General features: G+C 63.3%; 2 protein-coding genes. Both read right to left on the reverse strand.

The genetic code is table 11. The features are described 5' to 3' along the window. Window positions 1–597: 597 nt before the first annotated feature. Window positions 598–1,293 carry a transposase family protein gene (locus tag KA184_23795; protein MBP8132615.1) on the reverse strand — a complete coding sequence of 232 codons (696 nt, stop codon included), beginning with the start codon at window positions 1,291–1,293 and terminating at the stop codon, window positions 598–600. Between the two features lie 37 nt (window positions 1,294–1,330). Next, window positions 1,331–2,887, reverse strand: coding sequence for a hypothetical protein (locus KA184_23800; GenBank protein MBP8132616.1), 1,557 nt, complete (start codon window positions 2,885–2,887; stop codon window positions 1,331–1,333). Between the last annotated feature and the right edge of the window lie 156 nt (window positions 2,888–3,043).

Genomic DNA, 3,043 nt, shown 5'->3' on the forward strand with positions numbered 1-3,043 from the left:
TCGTTCGCGCTATTATACCCGTAAGTCCAGGAATCCGGCTCGTCCGCGGCGAGTTCCACCTCATGGATGCGGTGCGTGCCCGCCGCGTCGAACCCTCTCCGTCATTCCCGCGAAAGCGGGAACCCAGAAACCAAAACCAACCCGTCTTTCCCGCGAAAGCGGGAACCCAGCAAACAGGATAAACCGGTCATTCCCGCGCTGGCGCGGGAATGGCGTATTCCGCTGGGTACCCGCTTTCGCGGGTATGACGGTGGGGGCGCCCGACAGGATGCGCGTCATGTCCTCGCCCGGCAACCCGCGCCAGACCTCGACATACTCAAACATGCGTTTCCATTAGACACGCTTGCCTCTGCCACTGTCTTGGTTCAGCGGGAATTGGACAATCGGCGTTTCCCGCTTAGCACTATGTTCCGCCCTTCGGGCGGGAGTTTTCTGAGGCAGTGGGGGTCTATCAATCCGATGGGTTGTTGAGGCGGGATGGGACGTCAATTGCTCGCCCCGTCCCTGTGCCCATCGTCTTGATGAGCCCCGCCGGGCTATCCTTGGCCGGTTGCTCTCCAGCAGAGCCGGCCTCCGTTTCACCCGGCAACCGTCACGTTATACCGCGACGGGAAGCGGATTCAACTGTCGTGTCTGGCGGCGTTGTTCCCGGGCCGCTTCGAGTTTGCGGTCGCGCTCGGCGTGAATCTGGGCCTGTCGCCCCGCGATCATGTCCAAGGGCGTCACGTAGCCAATGGCGGAATGCAGGCGTTGGGTGTTGTAACGCTCGATGTACTCGCCCACCCAGCGCCGCGCTTCCTCTACGGTACGCGGGCATTTCTCGCGGATGCATTCGCGTTTCACCGTGCCCTGCATCCGCTCCTGCTTTCCGTTCGATTGCGGGTAATACGGGCTGGTCCGCACGTGGGTCATGCCCGCCAGGCGGATGAACTCCTTGAAATCCTTGGCGATGAATTGCGGCCCGTTGTCGCTGATGAGTTTGGGATGGACGCCGGGGAAGGCCTCCAGCGCCTTCTGCACAATCAGCTCCACGTCCGTCTCCTTCATGGCCTCGCGGATCTCCCAATGCACGATGTAGCGGCTGAAGCCGTCCAAGACGCTACACAGGTAGTAGAAGGTCCCGCTCAGGTTCACGTACGTCACGTCGATGTGCCACTCCTGGTGCGGCCGCAAGGGCTGCACGAAGCCCGTGCCCTTCAGGGACGGCTTCACGTCGCGCCGGCCCAAGAGCCCCTCGCCCTTGAGCGTGCGGTATACCGTGCTGGGCGACACCGCCACAATATCCGCGTCCATCAGAATAATCCTCTGCAGATGAGCTTCCGTCAGCCTGCTATTGTATGCGGATTTCGGCCCAGACGATCTGCTGTTCCGCATCGGGCCCGGTCTGCTTGATTTGGACGGTGTTGTAGCCGTCCTTGAGCACTTCGAGGGGACAGGCGAAGGACAAGGCGCGCGCGACATCGGGGAGCGCCTCTGACTCGGCAAGGGGTGCGGCGGGCGCGCAGGCGCGCTGGTTGACGGTGACCTCGAACGCGGCGTTCGAGACTCCGTCCTTCCGCGCCAGACCCGCAATGAAGGCCGCGGTCCCGGTCGTCGGCGCGGGCCCGATGTAGACACGGAAGGTTGCGCCCGTGAATCCCTCCACAGGCAGCGCGGCGTTGTTCGACATTCCCGGCGGCACGGTATCGCGGTAGGTGACCACGTAGCGGCGCGGCAACGCTACGACGTCCCCGAGGGCCAGCCCGTTTTCGAGCAGCGCACGATAGGTCCCCGGCCCGCCCTGCATCGGCTCGGCGTCCATGTAGTTGAAGAGGTAAATCTGGTCCGCGCCCCGATGGAGATGCGCCGCCGCGAACCCGCGCACGGACAGGAGGTCGTTCTCGATCGCGCTTGCGCCGGGATAGGCCCGGAGCAGGATTTCCTGGCCCGCGGCCAACACGATGTTGCGGGCGGCATCCCCGAGGCGTTCGCGCCAGATCTCGATCGGGATGTCGAAATCCGACGTTGCCCAGAACGGCGTCGGCACCAGCATGTCCACCAGCCCTTCATGGACCCAGCGGACGCCGTCCATGCCGAGGCCGAACGCCGCGTCGGGGTGCGTGGGAACACGCGCGCCCAATCGGATGGGATGGCCTCGCCGGGCCGACCATTCGTTGGTGAGCGCGCGCACGTCCTTCACGAATTGGGTGAGTATCTCGCGGCCTTCCGCCTCGTGGCCGGGCTTGAAGTGATAGCCGAAGCGCATCCAGTCCAGTTCGAGCCCGTCGGGATCGTAGCGTTCGAGGAGTTCGCGAATAAGAGCCATGTGGTGTTCGCGCACTTCCGGAATGCCATAATCGAACGCGCGGTCTACCCAAGACCCCGTGCTGCCCGGCACGCGCCAATACTCGGGATGGTCGCGCCAGAACGAATTGTGGATGTAGCAGTCAACGTTGTCCACGTTGTGGACGTCGTTCATCCGCATCGAGAGCCACGGCGAAATCCTTTTCTCGCGGCAGCGCGCGATCCACACCGCGTACGGGTCCAGCCCGCGGTCATCGAGGAGCCGGGCGTTTTCGCACCACGTCTTCGCAAAATCATCCTCCGGTGGTTTCTGCGTGCCTTTCAGGTCCCATATTGCGTCCCACACCCTGCTGCGGAAGCTGGCCTTCATCGCGTTCGGACACAGGAACAGGTGCGAGACCTCTGTCCCCGCGTACTGGTCCACAAATGCGTTCAGCCCCTCGATCGACATCTGGTCCGCCGACCGCGACCCGAAGAAATGGCTGTCGTCCTCGTTGATGACGAGACCGAGTTCGGGCGTGGCGGCCGCGCCACCCTGCGCCAAGAACAACCATGCGCCCGCGAGAAGTGCGCGAATACCCATGACCCGCAAGCATGACCACATCGGATTTCCCTCCTGCCGTCGCGAATCGTTCTGATTGTAACGCATTCCGCAATCTCCGCCGGGGAAACGCGCGTTGTCAACATTGTCGCACACCGGGCGGTTCACGGAATCCGTGGATGAATGGCGAAGAAGCGTCGAATCCCGGTTGTCGTCGGG

Source organism: Candidatus Hydrogenedentota bacterium (assembly GCA_018005585.1).
In the GTDB taxonomy this organism is placed as follows: domain Bacteria; phylum Hydrogenedentota; class Hydrogenedentia; order Hydrogenedentales; family JAGMZX01; genus JAGMZX01.

Coding starts and splice junctions, on each gene's coding strand:
- KA184_23795 (MBP8132615.1), bottom strand. CDS start 1,293: ATGGACGCGGATATTGTGGCGGTGTCGCCCAGCACGGTATACCGCACG.
- KA184_23800 (MBP8132616.1), bottom strand. CDS start 2,887: ATGTGGTCATGCTTGCGGGTCATGGGTATTCGCGCACTTCTCGCGGGC.